This is a genomic window from Sphingomonas sp. M6A6_1c, assembly GCF_053345135.1.
In genome coordinates this window covers 19,448-44,017 of record NZ_JBKEZO010000003.1, presented here as the reverse complement: position 1 = coordinate 44,017, position 24,570 = coordinate 19,448, and the positions used below count along the sequence as shown (strand labels likewise).

The window sequence follows — 24,570 nt, the reverse complement described above, 5'->3', positions numbered from 1 at the left end:
CGATCAGGAGGCCTTCTGGATGATATCGGTGATCTCGAGCGACATGCGCTCGTCCTCGACCAGGATGCGGCCGCGCGCGACGAGTTCGTCGTTGACGTATACGAGGGTCGGATCGTCCTGCCCGCAGTCGAGCGGGATCATCGCGCCGCGGCTCATCTTGAGGATCTGGTAGACGGGCAACTGCGTCGATCCCAGCACGATCGACAGTTCGACCGGAATGGCTTCAAGCACGGACATTCGGCTCTCCTTCACGGATTTTATAGGAATATTTGGCGGGGTTCGGCGGCCGGCCGGCAAAATCTTCCTATAAGCTGAAGCGAGCCCGGCGGCGGATGACCCGTCGCCGCACGCCATCCGGGGGACCCATGGACCTGCACACGTCGATCGACGTCTCCGCATCGGGCCTGCACGCGCAGGCGCTGCGCATGCGGGTGATCGCCGAGAATCTCGCCAACGCCGATTCGGTCGCGAAGACGCCGGGCGGCGATCCGTATCGGCGCCGCGTCGCGACCTTCAAGGCGCATGTCGATCGCGCGATCGGCGGCACGACGGTGCAGGTCGCCTCGATCACCCCCGACAAATCGGACTTCGGCCGCGTCTATCAACCGGGCAATCCCGCCGCGGATACCGCCGGCTACGTGCAGATGCCCAACGTCAACGGGCCGATCGAAATGGCCGACATGCGCGCCGCCCAGCGCTCCTATCAGGCCAATCTCAACGCCATCGAGGCGGCGCGCAACATGACGCTGCACACGCTCGATCTCATCAAGTAAGAAAGGATACGTCAGCCATGTCGATCGGCGCCCTCGACGCCGCGGCCGCTTATGGCCGCGCCCTAACCGCTTTGCCCGGCCCCAGCGCGGCCGCAGACGATGCGACAGCGACCGACGCGGTCGGCGCCGTCGCCGTCCCGACCGAGGCCGCCGCCACCGGCGCGACCAGCTTCGGCGGCATGGTCCAGTCGATGATCGGCGACACCGCCGCGACGCTGCGCACCGCCGAGACCGAGAGCGCCAAGCAGGTCGCCGGCAAGGGCGATCTGATCGACGTCGTCACCGCCGTCGGCGCGGCGGAATCGGCACTGAGCACGATCGTCGCGGTGCGCGACCGGATGGTCGGCGCCTATTCCGAAATCATGCGCATGCAGATCTGATCGCGATGGATGCCTATCAGGCCGCCGAATTCGGTCGTGCGGCCATGATGCTGGTGCTCACCGTCGCCGGCCCGATGCTGCTCACCGGCCTGATCGTCGGCGTCGCGATCAGCCTGTTCCAGGCGCTCACCCAATTGCAGGAGGGCACGATCACCTTCGTGCCCAAGCTGCTCGCGATCGGCGCGGTGCTGGTCGTCAGCCTGCCGATGATCGCCCGCGCGATGGCCGGCTTCATGGCGCGGATCGCCGACGCGATCGTGATCGGCGGCTGACGATCCGATGGCCGACCTGTCGATCCAGGTCACCGTCTTCCTGATCCTGTTCGCACGGATCGGCGCGGTGGTCATGGCGCTGCCCGTCTTCGCCGAAGACAGCGTGCCGCCGCAGATCCGGCTGCTGCTCGCGCTGGGGCTGACGCTGGGCCTCTACGGCCTGCTCGACCAGCGGGTGAAGGTGCCCGCCGACGGCGGCGGCGCGCTGATCGCCGCAGTCGTCACGCAGGTCGTCGTCGGGCTGGGGATCGGGCTGCTCGTCCGCATCCTGTTCAGCGCGGCGACGATGGCGGGATCGCTGATCAGCCTGCAGATCGGCCTGTCCTCGGTCCTGGTGCCCGACGCGGCGCTGGGCGGACAGGTGCCGTTGCTGTCGCGCTTCATCGCGGTCACCGCTGCCGTCGCCTGCATGGCGATGGGCATCCATCATCTCTGGATCGCCGCGATCGTTCATTCCTACGACCAATTCCCGGTCGGCGCGCTGCCGCCCGCCCCCGATCTCGCGCATATCGCGATCGTCGCGACCGGGCGGGCGATGGAACTGGCGGTCAACATGGCAGCGCCGCTGCTGGTCTATGCGATCCTGTTCAACACCGCGCTGGGGCTCGCCGCTCGGATGGCGCCGACGCTGCAGGTGTTCTTCGTCGCGCAGCCGCTCAACATCCTGTTCGGCCTGACCTTGTTCGGCGTGACCTTCGGCGTCGCGCTGACCGGCTTCTGCCAGGCGATGATCGCCTTCCTGCACCGGCAGCTGCTCTGACATGGCGGGCGGCGACAAGGACCAGAAGACCGAACAGCCGACCGACAAGCGGCTGCGCGACGCGGCGAAGAAGGGCGAGGTCGCCAACGCGCCGGAGGTGCGGCATGCGGTGATGTTCGTCGGCGCGATGATCGTCACCGGCGGCCTGGGGTCGTGGACGCTGGCGCGGCTCGGCACGATGTGCGTCAAACTCTGGGGCCGGGCGGACGATTACGCGCTGACCAGCGACGACGCGCGCGACATCGTCACCGCCATCCTGCTCGAATTCCTGCGCGCGGTCTGGCCGCTGTTCGCGACATTGTTCGCGCTCGCGATGCTGCCCCTGTTCCTGCAGAGCCGCCCGTCGCTGGTGTGGAGCCGGGTGGGCCTCAAATGGTCGAAACTGTCGCCGGCCGCGGGCCTGGGCCGGATGTTCGGCAAGCCGGCGCTGGTCGAATTCACCAAGACGTTGGCGAAGTTCGTCGTCATCATCTTCATCTCGGTCACATTGCTCAAGCCGCATCTCGTCGCGCTCGACCAGTTGATCGGCGCCTCGCCGCAGGCGATCGGCACCGCGGCGGGCACGCTCGCCTTCGACCTCGTGCGCACCGTCGGGCTGGCGGTGATCGTCCTCGCCGCGGCGGATTTCATGTACCAGCGGCAGGCGTTCATGAGCCGGATGCGGATGAGCCGGCAGGAGGTGCAGGACGAGCACCGCCAGAGCGACGGCGATCCCAAGATCAAGGCGCGGATCCGCGCGATCCGCATGGCGCGCAGCCGCAAGCGGATGATGGCGGCGGTGCCGACCGCCAGCGTCGTCGTCACCAACCCGACGCATTATGCCGTCGCGCTCAAATACGACCACGGCGCGATGGCCGCCCCGGTGGTGGTCGCCAAGGGCATGGACACGATGGCGCTGCGCATCCGCGAAATCGCCACGGGCGCGCACGTGCCGATCGTCGAGAGTCCGCCGCTCGCCCGTGCGCTCTATGCCTCGGCCGATCTCGACCGGCCGATCCCGGTCGAACATTATGCCGCGGTCGCGGAGGTGATCACCTACGTCATGCGCCTCGCGCAACGACTTGCGTGACGCATCGCGTCCGCCGGCGACCGCTTCATCCTATAAGTATTGTGATGCCACGCCCATTCCGCCTCATCGCCGCCGCTCTGGCCGCCCTCGCCGCGCTGATCGCGGGCGGACCGGCGATCGCCGGCCCCGTCTCGCGGATCAAGGACATCGTCGATGTCGAGAACGTCCGGCCCAACCAGCTCGTCGGCTATGGGCTGGTGGTCGGGTTGCAGGGCACCGGCGACCGGACGCAGAACGTCCCCTTCACCGTCGAGACGATCCAGTCGATGCTGGAGCGGATGGGGGTCAACATCCGCGGCGACACGATGCGGACGCAGAACGTCGCCGCCGTGTCGGTGACCGCCACCTTGCCCGCCTTCGCGCGGGCCGGCAGCGCGATCGACGTGCAGATCGCCGCGATGGGCGACGCCACCAGTCTGCAGGGCGGCCTGTTGCTCGTCACCTCGCTGCGCGGGCTGGACGGGGAAATCTATGCGGTCGCGCAGGGGCCGCTGTCGGTGTCCGGCTTCCGGGCGCAGGGCGCCGCCGCGTCGATCAGCCGCGGCGTGACCACCGCGGCGCGAATCTCGGGCGGGGCGATCGTCGAACGCGAGGTGCCCTATACGCTGCGCACCGCGACGACGCTGAAGCTCGCGCTCAAGAACCCAGATTTCACCACCGCCTCCCGCATCGCCGAGGTGATCAACCGCCGCTTCGACCGCGTCGCGCACGTGCTCGACCCCGGCACGATCGAAGTCGCGCCGCCGGCGGGCTCGACCGATCACGTCATCGATCTGATTGCCGGAATCGAGGAACTGCCGGTTGAGGTCGATTTGCCCGCGCGCGTCGTGATCAACGAATCGTCGGGAACGGTGGTGATGGGTGCGGACGTGCGGATCAGCCCGGTCGCGATCGCACAGGGCGGGCTGACGATCAGCATCGCCGAGACGCCGATCGCGTCACAACCCGGCCCCTTCTCCAACGGCACCACCGAAGTGCTGCCGCGCACCCAGATCGGGGTGAGCGACGGCAACGGGCGAGGGCTCGGCATCCTGCACAATGCGACGTCCCTGGTATCGCTGGTCGCCGGATTGAACGCCTTCGGGGTCACGCCCCGCGATCTGATCACCGTGCTTCAGGCGCTGCGCACCGCCGGTGCGCTCCAGGCGGAAATCGAGGTACAATGATGGACAGCAGCCTTTCCGCCCCTCTGCTTGCCGCGACGCCGGCGCCGCAGCCGACGCGCAAAGCCAACGATCCCGCCGCGACCGCGCAATCGTTCGAGGCGGTGTTCGTCGGCCAGATGGTGCGGATCATGATGGACACCGCGCCAGCGGACGGCCCGTTCAGCGGCGGCCATGGTGAGGAGATGTTCCGCGGCGTGCTCGCCGAGAAGATGGGCGATGCGATCGCGCGGCGCGGCGGCTTCGGCATCGCGCCGGCGGTGCTCAACCAGATCATCAAATTGCAGGAGGGCGGCGCGTGATCGAACGACTGACGGACGTGCTCGAATCGCTGCTGATGCTGATGGAGGAGGAGACGCGGCACCTGCAGGAGAGTCCATTCGGCGCGGGGTTGCCCGAACTGGCGGCGACCAAGGTGCGGCTCGTCGGGCAGCTCGAACAGATGACCGCCGCCTACGGGCGCAGCACGGTCGACTGGAACCGCTCGCTCGACGAGGCGCAGCGCGCGCGGCTCGAAGAGCTGCTCGCGCGGCTGGAGCCGATCTCCGCCGCCAATGCCGCCGCGCTGGAGCGGCAGATCGACCTGTCGGTGGAGATGATCGGTGCGATCACCAGCGAGGCGAAGCGGCTCGCGGGGCGCGCCACCTCGACCTATGGCGCGCAGGGCAATCTGTCGCGGTTCGATCCGACGATGCCGATCGCGGTCAATTCGAGCTATTGACCCGTCACCGATGCCCACCCCGCGTAACCCGCACCGGACCGCGGCAGCGTCAGTCAAGCAGCACCGCGACGATGGTGCCGACGTCGGCGGCATCGAGCGTGTCGAGGTCGATCTCGCGATCGGGATTGACGCTATAGCCGATCATCCGGCCCTGGCGATCGAAGGTGACGACGAGCAGGCGCAACCCGCCCGCCTCGCGCACGACGGCAAGGCCGCCCGAGGACGGAAAGCGATCCGGATCGACTACCACGATTGCATGCGCAGGCAGCGCAGGCCCCAGCGTCGCACGGCAGACGCGCAGGCCGTAGCTGTTGGGCTGGGCATGGCGCGGCGCCTCGACGGTACGGCCGATCGGCACGCGATCGACCAGCCCGTCGGCGAGCGGCGCGCCGAACACCGGCACCAGCCGGACGGTCGCGGTCTCGGACCGTTCGATCGCGGCAAGGACGGCGGCATCCACCCCGTTCGGCGGCGTCGCGCCGGGCGTGACGCGCGGCGGTTGCGCTGCTTTGGCGCGGATCGCCGTCGGCTGGCTGGGATCGTGCAATTCCTCGCGCAACAATGCGACGCGCGCACGCGTCTTCTCGATCCGTGCCGCGCTGCTCGCCGCGGCGGGCAGATGCGCGCGCAAAATGCCATCGGCATCCGCCCGGGCGACGTGATCGCGCAGGGCTTGCGCATCCGCGACGCCGAGCAATCGGCAGACCGCGCCCACGGTCTGCGCGTTCCAGCGGCCGAGCGGCTTGTAGCCGTTCTCCAGCCGCGACAGGATCACCGGCGCGATGCCGAAGCGGCGTTCGACGTTGACGATCGACAGCGAGCGGTCGGCATCGCGCCGCGCACGGATCGCCGCGGCGAGCAGCACCGCAAAGCGATCCTCGGCGATCTCCTCGTCGGTCAGGTCCTGCAATTCGGTCGCCCATGCGGCGATGTCGAAGGCGGGATCGGCGATGTCGAGCAGCAGATCCTCGGGCGCGACCCGCATCGCCATCGCGATGCTGCGCAATTCGCTCGCCTTGGCGACCACTTCGCCGCGTTCGATCTTGGAGAGGCGGACATAGGGGATGTCGGGCAATACAGCCGACAATCCGAGCAGCCTGGCGAAGCCCTGTTGCTTGCGTAATTCGCGCACGGCATTGGGGAAGACGATCGAGCGAAAGCGGTCTATATCCGGGCCATCGGCGCTAACCCCTTGTTCGGTCGCTCCTTCTTGCTCTCGGACACTGTCTGCGTGGCTCATCGGCGCAGCTTGTGCCCGAATGTGCGCGGTCTGTCGATCAGCGCTCGTGGCCATTCCGGTGCGATTCCCGCGTGATCGGGCCCGTCGAACCGCGGTGCCGGCTCATCAACCCGTCGTTCAGCCGGCCGCGCCTAGCGCGACGATGCTGCCGGGAACGAGGATGCGCGCGATCATGCCGACGATGCCGAAGCACGCCGCGTTGCCGTCCGCCGCGGCGGACCGCGACCGGCGGATCGACCACAGCCTGTCGGCGCTGCTCGTCCTGCAAGGCGTCACCTTGTTCGTGGTCGTGCCACTGGCACAGGGCTGGACGTCTGGCCGCAGCCTGCTCGACGCCTGCCACCTCGCCTTCGCCTTCATCTGCGTCACCGTCTTCACCCGGAACCGGCTGTGGCGGGTGCTGCTGATCGTGTCGATCGCGCTGCTGACGGCGTGGCCGGCATTCGGCCGCGTCGTCTCCGCCTCGCTCCAGCTTGACGCCACCGAGCAGCATGAGGCGATCGCGCTGGTCGCCTTCCTGTTCAACGTGGCGGTGACCGCGGTGGTCGCGCCGCACGTCTTCGCCGCCGGGCGGGTGACCGCGCATCGCATCCGCGGCGCGGTGCTGCTCTACCTCAACGTCTCCGCCCTGTTCGCGATCGCCTATGGCGCGATCCAGATGCATGCACCGGGCGCGTTCGGTGGCAGCGGGTTCGATCCGCACACGGCGACCAGCGCGAATGCCGCCTTCACCTATTTCAGCCTGGCGACGATCACCACCACCGGCTTCGGCGACATCGTCCCGGTGGCACCGCTGGCGCGCAGCCTCGCCAATCTGGAATCGGTGATCGGCCAGCTCTTCCCGGCGACTTTGCTTGCGCGGCTGGTCGCGCTGCATCTCGCGCATGAGGAGCGCGGCTAGACCGACGCGACCGCCGCCTCCACCGCAATCAGCGCGGCACGCCGCTGCTCGTCGAGCGCGTCGAGCGTCGTCGCGGCGAGATCGAAATGCAGCTCGTGCATATCCATGCCGGAACGATAGCCCTCCGGCCAAACCGCGGTCGACGCGAAGCCGCAGCGGCGGAAGAACGGCGCGACCAACGGCGAGGTATCGACGGTGACATAGCGGGTCGGCGGCTCGGCATGGCGCGCGACATGCACCAGCCGCTCGAACAGCAGCAGCCGGCCGAGCCCGCAGCGATGGAAGCGCCGCGCCGCCATGCCCCAGTAGAGCAGCGCCTTGTTGTAATGGTCCCAGATCTCATACCCGCCGAACGCCGCCGGGACGCCATCGACGGTGACGACGAACGCCGGGCCGTCGGGCTCGTCGAGCGTCTCCTCCAGCCAGCCGCGATCGCCGGCACCGAAATATTCGGGCAGGTTGGAATCGAAGAGCGCCAGCACCGCCGCGCGATCCGCGGTGTCATAGGGGCGGACCGCGACCCGGCTCATGCCGCCGCCTGCCACAACGCGACCGTCTCGATCGCCTCGGCATCGTCGCGCGTCCAGCAGCGCGACACACCCTCGTAGCGGGCGGTGGCGTGCACGGGGTCGATCACCTCGGTCTCGATCGTCTCCGGGGCGATGCGGCGCGGCTCGCCGACCAGCTTGGCGTGCGCTTCCTTGATCGTCCAGCGCCGCAGCCAGGCACGCGGCTGAACAAGCGGATCGAGGCAGCGAAGGTCACGCCCCTCCCGCTCGGTCAGCATATCCCATAGCGGCGGCGCGTCATCGACCAATTCGCGATCGACCGCGATCGGTCGGGTGGCGGCACCGATCAGGCACTGCGTGCCGCGGTGCGACAGGCCGATGTACCAGCCAGCCGGCCCCGCGACGCGCGGCGCCCCTGCGGCGGTGCGCGCCAGCCGCACGTCCTCGACGCGCCGCCGTGCGAGCCGCGCGACCAAGGCCCGCGTGAGGTCCCGCCGTGCCGCCGCATCGTCCGCGACGGCGCGCCATACCACCGGCGCCTCCCCGTTCCAGTCCAGCGCCGCCAGCGGCCCGTCGTGCCATTGCGGCGTCATGCGCCGGTCGCGATCCGGGCGGGACTGCCCTCCCAATTGGTGCCGTCGGGCAACGTCTCGCCCTTCATCACCACGGAGAGGTCGCCGAGCTGCGCATCCGCGCCGATCTCCGCATCGTACAGCACAATCGCCAGCGAACCGATCGTGGCGCGATCGCCGACGCGGATCGGGCCGACCTTCATCACCCGGTCCTCGAACAGATGCGTCTGAAGCCCCGCAAAGTCGTTGAGCGCGACGTCGTCGCCGATCGTCACCAGATCGTGCTCGGTGAGATCGGTGGTGTCGATATAGCAGCGCTTGCCGATCTTCGCCCCCATCAGCCGCAGATAGACGGCGATCCACGGCGTCCCGCGCAACGGTTCGAGCAGATTGGCGACTGCCAGATTCTCGTAGGTCGCGGTGACCAATTCGCTGCGCCAGACGAAGGTGCTCCACAGCGGCGCGGTCGTCGCCTTGTAGCGGCCGGCGACCAGCCATTTCAGCGCCAGCACGAAGCCGCCGCAGGCAAGGCAGAAGCCGACGTAGAGGAACGGAAAGGCCAGGCCGATCACCAGCCCACCGCGTTCGAGATCGTCGAGATCGCCGACCACCGACAGCAACAGGCTGAAAAAGACGAGGAAGGCGGTGAGCGACAGCGTGGTGCGCACCGCCTCGATCGACAGGCGCGTCGCGATCAGCCCGCGCGACGGATTGAAGCGCGCGCCCTCGTCGAACATCGTCGCGACCTGCCGCACCGGCAGCTTGAACGCGGGCGAGCCGAACCAGGTGCTGCCGCTCTCCATTGCCAGCGCCGGATCCTCGGGCGGCTTGGAGAGCACGCCGATCAGCACCTCGTCGCCGATCTGCGCGCCGCTGGGCAGCAACGCCGAATTGCCGATGAAGCTGCGCCGCCCGATACGGGTGTGGGCGAGTTCGATCGTGCCGTGGCCGATCCGCGCCGCGCCGAAGATGACCGAATCGGCGATGAAGCTCTCCGCGCCGATCTCGACGAGGTCGGGGACGATCGCGCTGGCGGTGGAGATCTCCGCCCGCCGCCCGACCTTGACGCCCAATGCGCGATACCAGGGGATGACGTAGAGCGTCGCGAAGATCGGATGCAGCAGCCGCAACGCCAGATCGTTGATCTGCTTGACCAGCCAATAGCGCACGTAGAACCAGCTATCGAGCGCATAGGTGGCGGGCGCGACCTTGCCGAGGATCAGCCGCTTGGCCGCGACGGTCAGCACGCACATCATCACGACATAGGTGGTCGCGAGGAACGGCGAGACGAGCACATAGGCATAACCGGTGGTCGCCCAGTCCAGCTCGATCAGCGCGATCAGGCCCGGTGCGATCGGCAGGATGGCAATGATCGGCAGCATGAACGCGCCGAGCAGCAGCCCGAGCAGCGGCCCGAGCGGCTCGCGGCCATGACGCTGCGGCCGTGCCGGGGCGTCGCCGGCGAAGGCCGCGGGCGATCCGGTCCAGCGCTGTCGCGCGGGGATCGCCGCATCGGTCGGCAAAGCCGACATATCGTCGAGCACCGCATCCTCGCCGAGCGTCGCGTTGCGCCCGACCACCGCCTGCGACCCGACGAACGATCCCGGCGCCAGCGTCACGGTGCCGAGGCGCAGTAGCCCGCGCTCGACCGAGCTGGTGGCGAGCACCGCCTGGTCGCTGATGATCGCATCGTCGCCGACGTCGAGCAGATCGGCGGTATCGATGATCCCGGTGCCGATATGCACGCGCGCACCGATCCTGGCGCCGAGCAGCCGGTAATAGCCGCGGATCATCGGCGTGCCCGCCAGATAGGGCGTCGCGGTGACGCCGATGATCCGCCGGATCAGCCACCAGCGGAAATAATAGAAACCCCACAACGGATAATCGCCCGCCTTGAAGCGGCCGACGATCAGCCATTTGAGCGCGATCGACAGGAACATCGACGCGACCGGCACGATTGTGAAGAACAAGGCGCTGAGCACGAGCGCGCTGATCCGGTCGACCCGCCCGGCGAGATGCGTATAGGCGATATAGGGCGAAAACCATTGCAGCCCGGCGAGCGTGTAGATCGGCAGGAGCGCCACCGTCTGCGCCGCGACGCACAGCCGCCGCTTCCACGCCGCGATATGGTGGAAGCTATCCGCCTGCTGCACCGAAACCGCCGCGCTGCCGCCGACGCGCAGCGCCAGCGCGCGGATCGTCGGCGCGGCATAGACGTCCTCGAGCGACAGGCCCTGCAACCCCGGCACCTTGCGCGCGGCGGACACCAGCCGTGCGGCCTTGAGCGAATGGCCGCCGAGATCCTCGAACAGATCGTCGAGCACGGAGACGGGCTGCGGCGCGAACGCCTCTGCCCAGACGCGGTGCAACGTCTCCTCCATCGGCGTCGCGGGCGCGACGATCGCGCGATCGGTGGTGACGGTGATCGCCGGCTTGACCAGCGCCTTGCGGTCGACCTTGCCCGACGCGGGCAAGGTCGGCAGCGCGGCGAGCGTCTGATAGGCCGCGGGGCGCATGTAATTGGGCAGACGTTCGGCGACGAGTGTACGCAGGCCGGCAAGATCGATCGTCTCGTTCGCCCGCGCGACGAGGAGGGCGGCGAGGAATGCGGAGCCGTCGTCGTCGTTGAACAATTGCACGACGACCTGCGCGACCCCGGGCCATTCGCCGATCACCGCCTCGATCTCGGCGAGTTCGACGCGGAAGCCGCGGATCTTCACCTGCGTGTCGATGCGTCCGACGAAATCGATGTCGCCCGCCGCGTCGAGCCGGACGAGATCGCCCGAACGGTAGATCCGCTCGGGACCGCCCGACACCGTGTCGAACGGCGTCATCGTGAACTTCTCGGCGGTGAGGTCGGGCCGGTTGACGTAGCCGACGCCGACGCCGGGGCCGCCGATGACCAATTCACCCTCCTGCCCCGCCGGCACCGGCTGCAACGCCTCATCGACGATCCACGCGGTATAGCCGGGCAGCGGCTTGCCGATCGTGATGCGCTGGCCGGGCTGCACCTCGGTCCAGGTCGCGGTGACCGAGGTTTCGGTCGGGCCGTAGGTGTTGAGCAGCCGCAGCCCCGGCCGGGCGAGCCGCCGCGGCAGATCGGGCGGACAGGCCTCGCCGCCCATGTTGATGAGCCGCAGCGTCGGCACCGGATGCTCGACCAGAGCGATCAGCGACGGCACGACATGCCAGATCGTCGCCCCCGCCGCGGCCAGCGCGATCGCGACGTCGGGGCCGCTCGTCGCCAGCGCCTCGGTCGCGACGAGCAGCCGCGCGCCGACGAAGAAGGCGCTCCACATCGTCTCGACCGACATGTCGAAGGCAAGGCTGAACCCGCCGAACACCACATCGGCGGGATCGAGCGCCAGAATCGCGCTTTCCGAGCGGACGAGGTGGCAGGCGTTGGCATGGGTGATCATCACCCCCTTGGGCCGGCCGGTCGTGCCCGAGGTATAGATGATATAGGCGAGGTCGTCGGGCGCGCTGCCGGACTGGTCGCGACCGAGCGGGACGATCGGCTCGGCGGCGAGGTCGCCGAGCTCGGCGTCGATCGCCAGCGTCGCGCCGGTGATCGTCTCGGCACGACCGGTGACGGTGAGCGTCAGCGCGGCGCCGCTGTCTTCGATGATGTAGTCGATCCGGTCCTGCGGATAGCCCCAGTCGACCGGCACGTAGGCGGCGCCGGCTCGCAGCACGCCGAGGATCGCCATATATTGGTCGAGCCCCCGCGGCAGGCAGAGCACCACCCGGTCGCCGCGGCCGATGCCCATCGCGCGCAGCCGCTGCGCCAGCGCGAGGCTGCGCCGCGCCAGCATGTCATAGCTCCAGCTGGTGCTGCGGCCATATTCCTCGCTGGCGCCGATCAGCTCCAGCGCGACCACGCCGCCGCTGCGCCGGCAGGTCGCGTCGAACAGCTCGTGCAGCAATTCGTCGCGCGCATAGGGTTCTTCGGGGCGCAGCGCCGGCGCGGGTGCGATCGACGCCTGGATGGTGTGATCCGCCGGCGCGAGGTCGAGAGTCGTCATAGAATCTGCGTGCATCCCAACGTCTCAATCCTTCGTTACGATCGTATCGGGGTCAGAACCAGGCGGCGATGCTGAGCGCGACGCCGACCGCCGCGAACAGTCCCGCCCCGCCGAGCAGCCAGCGCCGCCGGGTCAATGCGCTGATCGACGCGAGCGCGATGCCGACCTGGAGGAAGGTCATCGCGATCGCCAGCTTGGTATGCGGGCGCAGCGCACGCCGGGATTCGGCATCCGCCTCTTCCGACCGACGGTCATACGCTTCCGCCGCCGCGCGCAGTGCCTTGCCGCGTTTGGCGTAACGGGCGGCGTCGGCGGCATAATCGTGCGTCGCAGTCGGCACCAAGGCGGCAATCTCGGCGAGGTGACGCTTGAGATCCTCCGCCTGATAATAAGCCCAATTATCGGACGCCCGCGCCTTCATCAGCACCGCCTCGTTCTTGTAATAGAGCGCGTCATTCTGTTCGTGCCCGCCGAGGAAGCTGATGATCGCGCCGAGCGTCGCGAGGATCGCCGAGAATAGCGCGATCTTCTGGCCGAGCGGTTCGTGATGCGCGCGCTCCTCGACCGCGTCCTCGTGCGCGCCGCGCATTTCCCATTCCTCCTCGCTCATGCCCGGTCCGCCGTCTGCGCCGCAGTCGCGGCGGCCTCGTCGATATGCTCGCGCACGGCCCGTCCCGACAGGAAGACCTCGGTGGCGAAACAGGCGAGCGCGGCGATCGCGGCGACCAGCGCCGCCCCGAACAGGCCGAACAGCAACGTCGCGGTACCCGTCTCGCGCAGCACGCCGAAGAAGATCGTCGCAGCCGCACAACAGGTGAGCCCACCCGCCAGCGCCGCGCTCAGCACCGCCGCATCGAGCACCTTCGAGCGCAGCCGCAGCCGGTCGAGTTCGACCGGTGCGCTCTCCCCCCTCGCCTTCAGCACATGGATGCGATCGAGCACCCGCCCGAGCCGCGTCGCGAAGACGTTGAGCAACGATCCGACCGCGGTCAGCAGGAAAATCGGCGTGAGTGCGAGCTGGATGACATGCGCGGCATCGTTCAACGGCTGCGACATCATCGCGGCATCGTCCCGGCGCGAGCGGGACCATCGCGCCGGTCATCGCGCGACGCGACGCTTACCCTCATCCCGATCCTCCCCGGCCTTGTCATAACGGACATAACGACCCTGATGTCTATTGGTCCCGCAGAGAACGTCGATCGGCAGGCGATTTTCTTGCCGCCGCCGGCTTTGGAACCACCGCGGTTTCTGCCGCATGAACCGTCAGCGTCGCGTCGCCCCGCGGATCAGGTCGCGCGCCTCCTCACCGGCGGCGGCGGTCGTGGCGTCGCCGTGCGCGATATCGTCGGCGAGCAGCATGAGTTGGTGGCCGGTCACCGATCCGCTGTCGGCGACCTCGCCGAGCGCCAGCCCGCCCTCGCGCGCGATCGCCGCATCCCATTCGCCGCGGACGATCGCCCAATAATCCTTCGTCTTCGCCCAATAATCCTCCGCCGCCGCGACGGGGAAGGCGCGCGCGGGGACATAGCTGTTGACGACATATTCGTGGACGAAGGTCGCGGATCGGCCGTCCCTGCTGCCGATCTTGGCATTGTCCTGTTCGTGCACCCAGCCGTTCGGCGTCAGGACATGGCGGTTGGTGCCGAGATAATGGTCGTAGGGCACGCCGCGCGTCGCATCGCGACGCGCGAGCGGCCGGCGCGTCTCGTCGCTGGTCCAGCGGGTCGCGCCGTCGTCGTAGCGCCAGCGGCCGAGGCCGCCGTAGCGCGGGCTGTCGTCGGTCTGCCATACCGTCTGCGACCACGTGCCGCGCCGCTCCGCCTCCGGCACGGGACGCAGCGTCCAGCGGCCGGGCGCGACATAGGTCAGCACGCTGCGCGGCTGATAGGTCCAGTCCTGCCGCCAATGCTTGATCACCATCGTCTTGCCGTTGCCGTCCGCGACGACCAGCAGATGCTGGAGGACGATATGATCCGGCGTATCGACGATCGCGCGGACCAGTTCGTGCCCGCCGCTGATCTTGGCGGGATAGGGAGTGTAGCCGGCGACGAGCGGTGTCGTCTCGCGCATGTCGAACGTCACCTTGAAGGTGCCGGCCATCGCCAGGATCGCGGCATGATCGCGCGCCTGGTCGCCATAGTCCGCCTGCACCGCCGCCGCCGCCGGCCGCGCTGCGGCGGTGCCCGCCGACGCCGCGAGCGCGACCAGCATGGCCGCGATATGGATGCCCCGCCGCCCACCGAAACCGATCATCTCAATCCCCCAATCCGATGGACGCTCGTTAATGCGAATCAATAGCGTCATCAAGATGGGCGCGCGGTCGCTTTGCCTGTTCCCGCCGGATCGGGATCGTGCATAGTAAGCCCTATAGACACAGGGGGATCGTCATGACGCTGCGCAACCGGATCGTGCTCACCATCGCGGCGCTCAGCGTCCCGATTGCCGCGGAAGCGCAGGTCGCCGCGCAAAGCCTGCGTCCCGACCAGCAGCGGTTCCGCGCTTTGTACCAGGAGCTGGTCGAGACCGACACGAGCATCACGACAGGCAGCTGCACCGCGCTCGCCGACAAGGTCGAGACGCGGCTGAAGGCAGCGGGCTATCTGGATAGCGCGATCACCCGCTTCGCCGTGCCGGACCATCCCAAGGAGGGTGGCCTCGTCGTGGTGCTGCCGGGGTCGTCGCGCACCGCCAAGCCGATGCTGCTGCTCGGCCATATCGACGTCGTCGTCGCCAAGGCGGAGGATTGGACGCGCGATCCGTACAAGATGGTCGAGGAGAACGGCTATTTCTACGGCCGCGGCACCTCGGACATGAAGGCGATGGACGCGATCTGGATCGATACGCTGATCCGCTTCAAGCAGGACGGCTATCGCCCCAAGCGCACGATCAAGCTGGCGCTGACCTGCGGCGAGGAGACGAGTTGGGCGTTCAACGGGGCGAAATGGCTGGCGCAGAACAAGCCCGACCTGATCGCGGCGGAATTCGCGCTCAACGAAGGCGGCGGCGGCCGCTCCGACGGCAAGGGCAATCTGGTCATCGCCAACATCCATGTCGGCGAGAAGGCGGCGGTCAATTACCGGATCGAGGCGACCAATCCGGGCGGCCACAGCTCGGCGCCGGTGCGCGACAATGCGATCTACGAGCTGGCCGATGCGATCGGCAAGGTGCGCGACTACGAGTTTCCGGTGCAGATGACCGACACCACCCGCGCTTATTTCCGCATCGCCGGCAAGGCGCGCGGCGATGCGATGGGCGCGGCGATGATGCGGGTCGCCGCCGACCCGACCGACAAGGCGGCGCTCGCTGTGGTCGATACCGACAAGAGCTATCATTCGATGCTGCGCACCACCTGCGTCGCGACGCTGCTCGACGGCGGCCACGCCAACAACGCGCTGCCGCAACGCGCCGGCGCCAACGTCAACTGCCGCATCTTCCCCGGCGTGTCGGCGGAGAGCGTCCGCGTCACGCTGCAGACGGCCGTCGCCGACCCGAAGATGACGGTGAAGCAGGTCGACGATCGCGGCCCCGCCGCGGTGCCGCCGCCGCTCGACGCCAAGATCGTCCAGCCCGCCGAACGGCTGCTCGCGCGTTATTATCCGGGCGTCCCGCTCGCACCGATGATGTCGACCGGCGCCACCGACGGCATCTATCTCGGCGCGATCGGCATCCCCTCCTACGGCCCGCCGGGCCTGTATGGCGATCCCGACGGCAATGGCGCGCACGGGCTCAACGAACGCGCGATCGTCAAGGCCGTCTACACCGGGCGCGACTATCTCTACGATCTGGTGAAGGCCTATGCGGGCTGAACCGCGGCGCGACATTGCCTCTTCCATCGTGTGAGGGCGCGGGTAAAGGTCTGGCCGATCACGAGAGTCTGCAGGATCCTACCGCCCCGATGTCGGCCCTAATCGCGATGCACCGCACCCCCGACGCCGCCGGGCTCGACTTCCTGACCGGTGGCGGCGAGTGCGCGGAGCTGATCGGGGCACGCGATTGGTCGGCGACGCCGCTCGGCCCGATCGCGACGTGGCGGCAGAGCCTGCGCACCGCCACCGCCATCCTGCTGCGTTCGCCGGTGCCGATCGTGATGCTGTGGGGCGAGGCCGGCGTCATGCTCTACAACGACGCCTATTCGGCGTTCGCCGGCGGGCGCCATCCCGAATTGCTCGGCTCGGAGGTGCGGCTGGGCTGGCCGGAGGTCGCCGACTTCAACGACAATGTCATGAAGGTCGGGCTCGCCGGCGGCACGCTCCACTATCACGACCAGGAACTGACATTGTACCGGCACGGCCGGCCCGAACAGGTCTGGATGGACCTCGATTATTCGCCGGTGCTCGACGAGAGCGGCACGCCCGGCGGCGTCATCTGCATCCTCGCCGAAACCACCGAGCGCGTCGCGAGCGAGCGGCGCACCGCCTTCCTGCTGGCGCTGGCCGACGCGCTGCGCCCGCTCGACACGCCCGATGCGATCACCCGCCTCGCCGCCGAACGGCTCGGCGAGCGGCTCGACGCCAGCCGCGTCTTCTATGCCGAGATCGCCGGCGGCCGGATGACGGTCGCCTTCGATCATACGCGCGGCGTCGCCTCGATCGTCGGCGAGCATTCGCTCCAGGCCTTCGGGCCCGAACTGCTCGGCGCCTATAGGATCGGAACGCCGGTCGTCGTGCGCGACGTCGGCAGCGACCAGCGGCTGAGCGAGGAGGCACGTACCGGGCTGACCGAGCGGCAGGTCGGTGCGTTCGTCGACGTCATTCTGTTCGAGGGGACGGGCCGGGTCGGGATGCTCGCCGTCCAGTCGGCGACGCCGCGCGTCTGGACGCCCGCCGAGGAAAGCCTGGTCCAGGAGGTCGGCGAGCGGGTCAAGACCGCGGTCGAGCGCGCCCGCGCCGAGGAAGGCCTGCGCCGGCTCAACGAGACGCTCGAGGAGCAGATCGCGCTGCGCTCGGCGGAGCGCGATCGGTTGTGGAACCTGTCGCAGGACATGCTGGCGCGCGCCGATTACGGCGGGATGATGTCGGCGGTCAGCCCGGCCTGGTCGCGGGTGCTCGGCTGGAGCGAGGCGGAGCTGCTCGCGCGCGGCTATGCCAGCTTCATGCATCCCGACGACGAACCGCAAACGCTCGCGGCGATCGGCCGGATGGCCGAGACGCGGCAGCCGACGCGCTTCGAGAACCGCATCGCGACGCGCGAGGGCGGCTGGAAGGACATCGAATGGACCGTCGCGCCCGAGGCGGACGGCGTCAATTTCGTCGCGGTCGGCCGCGACCTCAGCGACAGCAAGGCACGCGAGGCCGATCTGGAGGTCGCGCGTGAGGCGCTGCGGCAGAGCCAGAAGATGGAGGCGATGGGCAGCCTGACCGGCGGTGTCGCGCATGATTTCAACAATCTGCTCACCCCGATCGTCGGGTCGCTCGACATGCTGGTGCGCAAGGGCATCGGCAGCGATCGCGAGCAGCGGCTGATCGGGGGCGCGCTGCAATCGGCGGAACGCGCCAAGACGTTGGTGCAGCGCCTGCTCGCCTTCGCGCGCCGCCAGCCGTTGCAGCCGACCGCGGTCGACGTCGCGCGGGTGGTGGGCAGCATGACCGGGCTGATCGGCTCGACGATCGGTCCGATGATCGAGGTCCGCGTCGATCTCGCCGACCTGCCGCCGGCGAGGGCCGATTTGAACCAGCTCGAAATGGCGCTGCTCAATCTCGCGGTGAACGCGCGCGATGCGATGCCGGATGGCGGCGTTCTAACCATTTCCGCGCGGCGGGAGAGCGTACGCGAGCGCGATGCGCGCGGGCTGGCGCGCGGTCATTATGTGCGGCTCAGCGTCCGCGATACCGGCGTCGGCATGGATGCCGAGACGCAGCGGCGCGCGATCGAGCCGTTCTTCTCGACCAAGGGCGTCGGCAAGGGCACCGGCCTCGGACTGTCGATGGTCCACGGCCTCGCCGCGCAGCTCGGCGGCGCGCTGACCATCGAGAGCGCGCCGGGTCGCGGCACGACGATGAGCCTGTGGCTGCCGATCAGCGCGATCGCGGTCAGCCAGGAGGATGCGACCGCCGAGCCCCTGCCCGCCATCCAGGGTCTTGGCACCGCGCTGCTGATCGACGACGAGGAACTGGTCCGCCTCAGCACCGCCGACATGCTCGCCGACATGAGCTACACGGTGGTCGAGGCGGCCTCCGCCGAGGAGGCGTTGCAGTTGCTGGACGCCGGCCTCACCCCCGACATCGTCGTCACCGATCACCTGATGCCCGGGATGAGCGGGGCGCAGCTCGCCCGCGCGCTCAAGCACAGCCATCCCGGCCTGCCGGTGCTGATCGTCTCGGGCTATGCCGAAGAGGACGGGATCGATGCCGACATTCCCCGGCTGACCAAGCCGTTCCGCAACGCCGAGCTGGCCGCCAGCATGTCGGCGCTGACCGCCTCCGCGCTCGGCGGCTGATCGACGGCACGCATCGCGGCGGCGTCTGTCTGTCGCCCGATCGCATGGCGCGGGGAACATGGCCGCGCCTCATCCGCTTTGGGGGCACCCCCAGATAGGATGTTCGGCAATGGAAATGCGCAAGCTCGGCTCGCAAGGGCTCGAAGTCTCCGCCCTCGGCCTCGGCTGCATGGGCATGTCCGAATTCTACGCCGGTCGCGACGACGCCGAATCGGCGGCGACGATCCACCGCGCGATCGACCTCGGCCTCACCTTCCTCGACACCGCGGACATGTATGGCGTCGGCCGCAACGAGGAACTGGTCGGCCGCGTCGTGCGCGAACGGCGCGAATGGGTCGTGGTCGCGACCAAGTTCGGCAAGGTGCGCGGCGCCGACGGCAGCTTCCGGGGGATCAGCGGGCGCCCCGATTACGTCCGTCAGGCCTGCGACGCGAGCTTGCAACGCACCGGACTCGACGTGATCGACCTCTATTACCAGCACCGTGTCGATCCCGAGGTGCCGATCGAGGAGACGGTCGGCGCGATGGCCGAGCTGGTGCGCGCGGGCAAGGTCAAGTATCTCGGCCTGTCGGAAGCCGCGCCCGAGACGATCCGCCGCGCGCATGCGGTGCATCCGATCACCGCGCTGCAAACCGAATATTCGCTGTGGACGCGCGATCCCGAGGACGCGATCCTGCCGACGGTGCGCGAGCTCGGCATCGGCTTCGTGCCCTACAGCCCGCTCGGCCGCGGCTTCCTGACCGGCCAGTTCCGCCGCCCCGAGGATATCCCCGCCGACGATTACCGCCGCGACAATCCGCGCTTCCAGGGCGAGGCCTTCGCCAAGAACCTTTCGCTGGTGCAGGAGATCGAAGCGATGGCGCAGGAGAAGGGCTGCACCTCCGCGCAGCTCGCGCTCGCCTGGGTGCTGGCGCAGGGCGACGATATCGTGCCGATCCCCGGCACCAAGCGGCGCCGCTATCTGGAGGACAATATCGGCGCGCTCGACGTGACGCTGACCGACGACGACCGCGCGCGGATCGATCGCATCCTGCCGCCGGGCGCGGCGACCGGCACGCGCTATGCCGCGCCGCAGATGGCGTCGCTGGGCCGATGAGCGCCGCGGCAGGCGCCTTCGCACCCGGTGCGGTCGCGGTGATCACCGGCGCGGCGGGCGGGATCGGCCTCGCCGCCGCCCGGCGCTTCGCCCGCGAGGGCATGCGGCTATGCCTCGTCGACCGCGAACAGGATGCGCTCGACGCGGCGGTGGCGACGATCGCGGGCGATGCGATCGGCATGGCCTGCGACGTGTCCGACCAGCAAGCGGTCGAGGCGTTGGCGGCGGATGTCGCGACGCGGTTCGGTGCGGTGTCGGTCCTGATGAACAATGCCGGCGTCGGCGGCGGCGGCGATGCGCTGTCCAGTCGCGACGGCTGGGACCGGTTGCTCGGCGTCAATCTGTTCGGCGTGCTCAACGGCGTGCAGGCGTTCGTGCCGGCGATGATCGCGCACGGCGGACCGGCGGTGGTGATCAACACCGGCTCGAAACAGGGCATCACGCAGCCGCCGGGCGACACCGCCTATAACGTCAGCAAATCGGCGGTGAAGGCGCTCACCGAAGGCCTCGCGCATACGTTGCGCACGCAGACCGGCGACCGTGTCGCCGCGCATCTGCTCGTCCCCGGCTTCACCTGGACCGGCATGACCGCGCGCGGCCGCAGCGAACAGCCGCCGGGCGCCTGGTCGCCGGATCAGGTGGTGGACTTCATGATGACCGGCATCGCCGCCGGCGATTTCTACCTGATCTGCCCGGACAATGAGACGACATCCGAACAGGACCGCCGCCGGATCGCCTGGGCGGCGGGTGACCTGATCGAAAACCGACCGGCGCTGTCGCGCTGGCACCCCGATCACGCCGCGGCCTTCGCCGCATATATGGAGGACGGACGATGAAGGTCGGTTTCATCGGGCTCGGCAGGATGGGCGCTGCCATGGCGCAGAACCTCGTCACCGCCGGACACGAGGTCGCGGTGTGGAACCGCTCGCCCGACAAGGCCGGTCCGCTGGTCGCCGCGGGCGCGACGCTGGCCGCCAGCCCGCGGGATGCGGCGCAGGGCGAGGTGGTGATGTCGATGCTCGCCGACGACGATGCGCTGGCGGCGGTGACCTTCGGTCCCGACGGGATCGCCGGCGGCCCGGCGCTGCACGTCTCGCACAGCACGATCGGCGTCGCGATGGCCGAGCGGCTCGCCGCGGAGGCGGGCGCCGGCGGCTTCGTCTCGGCGCCCGTCTTCGGCCGTCCCGCCGCCGCCGAGGCCGCGCAGCTGTTCGTCGTCGCCGCCGGCGCGGCGGCGCATCTCGACCGCTGCGCGCCATTGTTCGAGGCGATCGGCCAGCGCACCTTCCGCGTCGGGGATACGCCGTCCGCCGCCAACCTCGTCAAACTCTCGGGCAACTTCATGATCATGGCCGCGGTCGAGGCGATGGCGGAGGCGATGACGCTGGCTGACAAGGGCGGCGTCGATCGGCGTACCCTGCTCGACGTGCTGACCGGCACGTTGTTCAATGCGCCGATCTACAAGACCTATGGCGACTTCCTGGTCGAGGATCGCTTCCGCCCCGCCGGCTTCACCGCGCCGCTCGGCCTCAAGGACATGGGGCTGGTCGATGCCGCGGCGACCGCGTCGCGCGTGCCGATGCCGCTGCTCGGCATCGTCCGCGACCATCTGCGCAGCGCGATCGCCACCGAGGGCGAGGATATCGACTGGGCCGCCGCCGGGCTGGCGGTGCGCCGCGCCGCCGGCCTGCCCTGACGCCACCGACTTCACCCCTATCCCGATCCGGAGACGTTCATGTCCATCGATTTCGACCGCAGCGACGCGCTTCACCGCCCGCCCCTCGGCCAGACGCACACCCCCACCGGCAAGCCGCTGATCGTCACCCCGACGTTCGTCAGCCGCGTCGACGATACTGCGCGCGGCGACCGCCCGCAGGATTCGGGCTCCGCGAAGAGCCGTCACGGGCATGAGGTGCATCTGCCCAATTGGCGCCCGCACGCACTGGCGCTGGAGAGCGACCCCAATCTCGCGTTCGAACATTGGGACGAATATTGGCGCAAGGTCCACGGCCCGAAATTCGCCTGGGACGAGCCGGGCAGCTCGTCGGAGCGGGTCGTGCGCTACGACCAGATCCACCGCGTCGCGAGCGGTCCCTCCTCCGCCTTCCCGCCGCCCTATCGCGCGATGGTCGACGAGCACGGTCTGCTGCCCGCCGATCCCTGGCAGCGGGTGCCCGCCTTCGTCCGCCCGCGCTGGGACGGCCTCGCCTATATCGCTTATGCTGAGGAAGCCGACATCGAGCGCACGCTCAGTCAGGACAAATTCGCCAAGCGGATCATCGCCGACGAACAAACCGCCTTCCGCATGGTGACGCGCGAGATCACCCGCGAATATATCCTGATCCCCAGCGAGCGGCACCGCGACGCGGTCAGCCTGGTCAAGATCCACATGCGCCGCCCCGATCTGTCGCGCGAGGCGTTCCAGGAGCGGCTGTTGCGCGAGCATGCGCGGCTGGTGATGGCGCAGCCGGCGACGGGCGAATTCGTCCGCCGCTATGCGCAGCTCCACAATATCGGCTCGACGCAGAAGGACCCGGAGGGCAGCAAGATCGATGCGGTGTCGATCTTCGCCTTCGCCTCGATGAACGACGTCGAGGATTTCCTGATGAGCAAGGATGGCGCGACGATCGCCGCGGCGGAGGCCGATCTGCTCGGCGAAGGCTCGGAATATTGGACGGCGATCAACTACAGCGTCATCAACCGCCTCCACCCGGAGCGCGCGACGGAGTTCTGACCCTCCGTCGGCGAGCAGGGGTACGCATATGCGCGCCCCTGCCGGCGCCCTCCGAATCGAACCTGCCAGCCCCGGCTGATCCGAGACGTCTGTAAACCCACCGATGCGCCTGCGAACGCAGGAGCCCGGAACGCCGCAGATCATCGTTCTGCCTGGCCTTGGGTTCCTGCTTTCGCAGGAACACTGTGGAGCAGCTACAGCCGATAACCCTCCACCGGCGGCGGATCAGCGGCGGACGTATTCCCACACCTTGGAGATGACGACCGAGCCTTCGCCGACCGACGAGGCGACCCGCTTGACCGACCCTGCGCGCACGTCGCCGACGGCATAGATGCCGTGGCGCGACGTCGCATAGGGCGAGGCGGCACCGGCGTCCGCGCCGGTCAGCACGAACCCCTTGTCGTCGAGCGCGACCAGCTGCGCCAGCCAGCCGGTGTTGGGCGCGGCGCCGACCATCACGAACATCGCGCAGGTTTCCACCCGCCGGTCGCCGGCCTTGTCGCGGATTGTCACCGCCTCCAGCCGGTCGGCGCCGTGCAAGGCGGCGACATGCGCGCCATATTCGATCGTGATTCCCGGATCGGCCTGCAACCGGCTCGACAGATAGTCCGACATCGACGTCGCCAGACTGTCGCCGCGCACCAGCAGCCGGACGTGTCGCGCGCTGCGGCTGAGGAACATCGCCGCCTGCCCGGCCGAATTGCCGCCGCCGATCACCACCACCTCCGCCTCGCGGCAATAGCGCGCCTCGGTCTCGGTCGCGGCATAATAGACGCCGACGCCCTCGAATTCGGCGAGCCTTTCGAGCGGCAGCCGGCGGTATTGCACCCCGGTCGCGACCACCACCGCATTGGCGCGCACCCGCTCGCCATTGGCGAAGGTCGCGCAGAACTGGTCGTCGGGCAGTGTTTCCAGCGATGCGACCCGCCGCGGCATGACGAAGCGCGTGCCGAATTTCATCGCCTGCACCTCGCCCCGCCAGACCAGATCGGCACCGGATATCCCGGTCGGGAAACCCATGTAATTCTCGATCCGGCTCGACGTGCCCGCCTGGCCGCCGATCGCGGTCTCGTCGACGACGAGCGCGCGCAGCCCTTCCGCGCCGGCATAGACCGCCGCCGCGACGCCGGCGGGGCCGGCACCGACGATCAGCAGGTCGAACGCCTCGTGCTCGGGCAGGTCGCGATCGAGCCCGAGCAGCCGCGCGACCTTTTCCGGCGTCGGATCGGTGACGATGAGGTCGCGCCCGTAAAGCACCACCGGCGTGTCGTCCGGCGTCCCGCAGCTCACCGCCACCCGCGCGGCATCCGCGCTGCCAAGCGGATAGGAGCGGTAGGGCATGCGGTTGCGCGCGGCGAACTCGGCCACCCGCCGCACGTCGCGGTCGACCTCCTCGCCGACCAGCACTAGCATGCCCGTGCCCTCGTCCAGCTGCCGCCGCCGCCGCGCCGCCAGCACGGTAATGACGATGTCGGACATTTCGGGGATTTCGGACATCAGCCGCAGCATGTCCCCGCGCGGCACTTCGACGACGCGGGTGTCGGCGGCGGCGCGCATCGTCATCGACCAGCTGCCGCCCGACAGCAGCGAGATTTCGGCCATGAACTGCGTCGGTCCCAGCGTCGACGGGACCAGACGGTCGCCGGTGAACGGATCGACCACCTCGATCTCGCCGGTCTCGACATAGACGAACCGGTCCGCCGGATCGCCGATCTTGGCGAGCAGCTCACCTTTGCGGTAGCATCTCTCGCTGCTGGTCGCGCGAATCGCGCGGACATGCGCCGGCTCCAACGGAATGCGCTGCATCTCGTTGAGATCGCGTCCAATCGTTTCCATCGACCCATTCCCCAATCGCGCCCAAGCTAAGGACGCGATCACCGCACCGCAACGCCGTCGTCGTCCGTGGCGCGGAACGCCGG

The 24,570-nt window shown here is 68.9% G+C and carries 24 protein-coding genes; 15 read left to right on the top strand and 9 right to left on the bottom strand.

Features of this window, described 5'->3' with window-relative positions; translation table 11 throughout:
• Positions 1 to 3: 3 nt before the first annotated feature.
• Positions 4 to 237, bottom strand: a complete 234-nt coding sequence (locus ACLBWH_RS06265; protein ID WP_447797561.1) for a FliM/FliN family flagellar motor switch protein — start codon at positions 235 to 237, stop codon at positions 4 to 6.
• A gap of 128 nt (positions 238 to 365) precedes the next feature.
• On the opposite strand from ACLBWH_RS06265, the gene flgC reads away from it, so the two are divergent.
• The 8 genes from flgC to ACLBWH_RS06225 are packed head-to-tail and all read left to right on the top strand — an operon-like array spanning position 366 to position 5,138.
• Positions 366 to 773, top strand: coding sequence for a flagellar basal body rod protein FlgC (flgC, locus tag ACLBWH_RS06260; protein ID WP_447797560.1), 408 nt, complete (start codon positions 366 to 368; stop codon positions 771 to 773).
• Positions 774 to 790: 17 nt separating this feature from the next.
• Positions 791 to 1,153: a flagellar hook-basal body complex protein FliE gene (locus ACLBWH_RS06255; RefSeq protein WP_447797558.1), complete on the top strand. Its 363-nt coding sequence runs from the start codon at positions 791 to 793 to the stop codon at positions 1,151 to 1,153.
• Between the two features lie 5 nt (positions 1,154 to 1,158).
• The gene (locus tag ACLBWH_RS06250; protein WP_447797556.1) at positions 1,159 to 1,425 is read left to right on the top strand and encodes a flagellar biosynthetic protein FliQ; all 267 of its coding nucleotides are present in this window, start codon (positions 1,159 to 1,161) and stop codon (positions 1,423 to 1,425) included.
• A 7-nt stretch (positions 1,426 to 1,432) separates the two neighbouring features.
• Complete coding sequence (locus ACLBWH_RS06245) at positions 1,433 to 2,185, top strand: flagellar biosynthetic protein FliR (RefSeq protein WP_447797554.1); 753 nt, start codon at positions 1,433 to 1,435, stop codon at positions 2,183 to 2,185.
• A 1-nt stretch (position 2,186) separates the two neighbouring features.
• Positions 2,187 to 3,254, top strand: a complete 1,068-nt coding sequence (flhB, locus tag ACLBWH_RS06240; protein WP_447797552.1) for a flagellar biosynthesis protein FlhB — start codon at positions 2,187 to 2,189, stop codon at positions 3,252 to 3,254.
• A 44-nt stretch (positions 3,255 to 3,298) separates the two neighbouring features.
• Entirely contained in the window at positions 3,299 to 4,420 is a 1,122-nt protein-coding gene (locus tag ACLBWH_RS06235; RefSeq protein ID WP_447797550.1) for a flagellar basal body P-ring protein FlgI, read from the top strand.
• Complete coding sequence (locus ACLBWH_RS06230) at positions 4,420 to 4,719, top strand: rod-binding protein (protein WP_447798192.1); 300 nt, start codon at positions 4,420 to 4,422, stop codon at positions 4,717 to 4,719. The genes ACLBWH_RS06235 and ACLBWH_RS06230 overlap by 1 nt, the downstream gene beginning before the upstream one ends.
• Positions 4,716 to 5,138, top strand: a complete 423-nt coding sequence (locus ACLBWH_RS06225) for a flagellar export chaperone FlgN (protein ID WP_322850817.1) — start codon at positions 4,716 to 4,718, stop codon at positions 5,136 to 5,138. Before ACLBWH_RS06230 ends, ACLBWH_RS06225 begins: the two co-directional genes overlap by 4 nt.
• A 49-nt stretch (positions 5,139 to 5,187) precedes the next feature.
• Here the strand turns inward: ACLBWH_RS06225 and ACLBWH_RS06220 are convergent, their stop codons facing one another.
• On the bottom strand, positions 5,188 to 6,270 hold the full coding sequence (locus tag ACLBWH_RS06220; RefSeq protein ID WP_447797548.1) for an XRE family transcriptional regulator: 1,083 nt from the start codon (positions 6,268 to 6,270) through the stop codon (positions 5,188 to 5,190).
• 280 nt (positions 6,271 to 6,550) lie between these two features.
• On the opposite strand from ACLBWH_RS06220, the gene ACLBWH_RS06215 reads away from it, so the two are divergent.
• Complete coding sequence (locus ACLBWH_RS06215) at positions 6,551 to 7,279, top strand: ion channel (protein WP_447797546.1); 729 nt, start codon at positions 6,551 to 6,553, stop codon at positions 7,277 to 7,279.
• Here ACLBWH_RS06215 and ACLBWH_RS06210 read toward each other — a convergent pair.
• The 6 genes from ACLBWH_RS06210 to ACLBWH_RS06185 all read right to left on the bottom strand — a co-directional run bounded on the left by ACLBWH_RS06210 (position 7,276) and on the right by ACLBWH_RS06185 (position 14,596).
• The gene (locus ACLBWH_RS06210; protein ID WP_447797544.1) at positions 7,276 to 7,809 is read right to left on the bottom strand and encodes a GNAT family N-acetyltransferase; all 534 of its coding nucleotides are present in this window, start codon (positions 7,807 to 7,809) and stop codon (positions 7,276 to 7,278) included. The two genes, ACLBWH_RS06215 and ACLBWH_RS06210, sit on opposite strands and share 4 nt — an antisense overlap.
• Positions 7,806 to 8,381 carry a 4'-phosphopantetheinyl transferase family protein gene (locus ACLBWH_RS06205; protein ID WP_447797542.1) on the bottom strand — a complete coding sequence of 192 codons (576 nt, stop codon included), beginning with the start codon at positions 8,379 to 8,381 and terminating at the stop codon, positions 7,806 to 7,808. Before ACLBWH_RS06205 ends, ACLBWH_RS06210 begins: the two co-directional genes overlap by 4 nt.
• The gene (locus ACLBWH_RS06200; protein WP_447797541.1) at positions 8,378 to 12,385 is read right to left on the bottom strand and encodes a Pls/PosA family non-ribosomal peptide synthetase; all 4,008 of its coding nucleotides are present in this window, start codon (positions 12,383 to 12,385) and stop codon (positions 8,378 to 8,380) included. Before ACLBWH_RS06200 ends, ACLBWH_RS06205 begins: the two co-directional genes overlap by 4 nt.
• A gap of 52 nt (positions 12,386 to 12,437) precedes the next feature.
• Complete coding sequence (locus tag ACLBWH_RS06195; protein ID WP_447797539.1) at positions 12,438 to 12,995, bottom strand: DUF4337 domain-containing protein; 558 nt, start codon at positions 12,993 to 12,995, stop codon at positions 12,438 to 12,440.
• The gene (locus ACLBWH_RS06190) at positions 12,992 to 13,441 is read right to left on the bottom strand and encodes a DUF2721 domain-containing protein (protein WP_322850810.1); all 450 of its coding nucleotides are present in this window, start codon (positions 13,439 to 13,441) and stop codon (positions 12,992 to 12,994) included. The genes ACLBWH_RS06195 and ACLBWH_RS06190 overlap by 4 nt, the downstream gene beginning before the upstream one ends.
• Before the next feature lie 207 nt (positions 13,442 to 13,648).
• A complete protein-coding gene (locus tag ACLBWH_RS06185; protein WP_447797536.1) occupies positions 13,649 to 14,596 on the bottom strand; it encodes a DUF6607 family protein in 948 nt (315 codons plus the stop codon).
• A 176-nt stretch (positions 14,597 to 14,772) separates the two neighbouring features.
• On the opposite strand from ACLBWH_RS06185, the gene ACLBWH_RS06180 reads away from it, so the two are divergent.
• From ACLBWH_RS06180 to ACLBWH_RS06155, 6 genes are all read left to right on the top strand, one after another.
• The gene (locus tag ACLBWH_RS06180; RefSeq protein ID WP_447797535.1) at positions 14,773 to 16,191 is read left to right on the top strand and encodes a M20/M25/M40 family metallo-hydrolase; all 1,419 of its coding nucleotides are present in this window, start codon (positions 14,773 to 14,775) and stop codon (positions 16,189 to 16,191) included.
• A gap of 89 nt (positions 16,192 to 16,280) precedes the next feature.
• Positions 16,281 to 18,821 carry an ATP-binding protein gene (locus ACLBWH_RS06175; RefSeq protein ID WP_447797534.1) on the top strand — a complete coding sequence of 847 codons (2,541 nt, stop codon included), beginning with the start codon at positions 16,281 to 16,283 and terminating at the stop codon, positions 18,819 to 18,821.
• Between the two features lie 109 nt (positions 18,822 to 18,930).
• On the top strand, positions 18,931 to 19,917 hold the full coding sequence (locus tag ACLBWH_RS06170) for an aldo/keto reductase (protein ID WP_447797533.1): 987 nt from the start codon (positions 18,931 to 18,933) through the stop codon (positions 19,915 to 19,917).
• A complete protein-coding gene (locus ACLBWH_RS06165; protein WP_447797531.1) occupies positions 19,914 to 20,753 on the top strand; it encodes an SDR family NAD(P)-dependent oxidoreductase in 840 nt (279 codons plus the stop codon). Before ACLBWH_RS06170 ends, ACLBWH_RS06165 begins: the two co-directional genes overlap by 4 nt.
• Positions 20,750 to 21,613 (top strand): NAD(P)-dependent oxidoreductase, encoded by an 864-nt coding sequence (locus ACLBWH_RS06160; RefSeq protein WP_447797530.1) that lies wholly within the window; start codon positions 20,750 to 20,752, stop codon positions 21,611 to 21,613. Before ACLBWH_RS06165 ends, ACLBWH_RS06160 begins: the two co-directional genes overlap by 4 nt.
• Before the next feature lie 39 nt (positions 21,614 to 21,652).
• Entirely contained in the window at positions 21,653 to 22,651 is a 999-nt protein-coding gene (locus tag ACLBWH_RS06155; protein ID WP_447797528.1) for an EthD domain-containing protein, read from the top strand.
• Between the two features lie 225 nt (positions 22,652 to 22,876).
• On the opposite strand, the gene ACLBWH_RS06150 is transcribed toward ACLBWH_RS06155, so the two are convergent.
• Positions 22,877 to 24,487: an FAD-dependent oxidoreductase gene (locus tag ACLBWH_RS06150; RefSeq protein ID WP_447797526.1), complete on the bottom strand. Its 1,611-nt coding sequence runs from the start codon at positions 24,485 to 24,487 to the stop codon at positions 22,877 to 22,879.
• Positions 24,488 to 24,570 lie beyond the last annotated feature (83 nt).